Origin of the sequence: Desulfosarcina cetonica JCM 12296, assembly GCF_001311845.1 — a bacterium.
In the GTDB taxonomy this organism is placed as follows: Bacteria; Desulfobacterota; Desulfobacteria; order Desulfobacterales; family Desulfosarcinaceae; genus Desulfosarcina; species Desulfosarcina cetonica.
Map to the genome: position 1 here is coordinate 1 of NZ_BBCC01000499.1, position 921 is coordinate 921.

A 921-nucleotide genomic window follows, 5' to 3' on the forward strand; every position below is an offset into this window, starting at 1 on the left:
CGGTCACGCCGTAAGCCACCAGCAGGGTATCGGCCTGGGGGTCGAGGTCCTGATCGAAAAAGGTGAATTCGTCCACATGGGCGGTCAGCTTCTTCTGCAGCCGCACCTGGAAGGCGTTGATTTCATCCGGATCCACGGTGATGTAGCCATTGGCCCCATGGGTCGAGGAGGTCTGCCGCACCAGGGTGGTATCGCCGATGGGCAGAAAATCCGGAACCCCATCGTCACTCGCGGTGGCAAACGGCAGAAAGGGATTGCCGGGGTCGGCCGCCTTGCGGGTGACGATCGCGGGAAGGTCGATGGCGTCCAGATCCACGCTCTCGCGGGTCATGGCGATCTCCTTGTTGGAGGCCAGGAAGACCGGGCAGCGGTACTGTTCGGCCAGGTTGAAGGCATGCACGGTCAGGCAATAGCAGTCGGCCGCGTTCACCGGTGCCAGCACGATCACCGGCAGGCCGGAGCTGGAACCCCAGCGCATGAACTGGATGTCGCCGTCAGCCCCCTTGGTGGCCGATCCCGTGGACGGACCCAACCGCTGGACATTGACGATCACGAGGGGAATCTCGCTGCCAATGGCAAAGGAGAGTTGTTCGCTGTAAAGGCTGATGCCCGGGCCGGAAGTGGCCGTGAGCACCTTGTTGCCCGCCATGGATGCGCCCAGGCAGTACCCGATGGAGGCGATTTCGTCCTCGCCCTGCAGGCAAACGCCACCTTCCGGGGGCAGGTACTTGAGCATGGCGTTGTAAATGGTCGTGGCCGGCGTGATCGGATAGCCGGCGAAAAACCGGCAACCGGCGGCCATGGCACCCAACGCAACCGCTTCGTTGCCTTCGATGAAACTCAGCGACATGTGCGACCCTCCCTGAATCAGTGCCCATCCAGAAATGTCCAATCTGCCCAATATCGGTGTTGCCCGAAAAA

General features: G+C 62.0%; 1 protein-coding gene. It reads right to left on the bottom strand.

Features of this window, described 5'->3' with window-relative positions:
* The coding region (locus JCM12296_RS35205) for a pyruvate flavodoxin/ferredoxin oxidoreductase (protein ID WP_054702839.1) at positions 1–850 on the bottom strand (850 nt) is incomplete at its 3' end.
* Positions 851–921 lie beyond the last annotated feature (71 nt).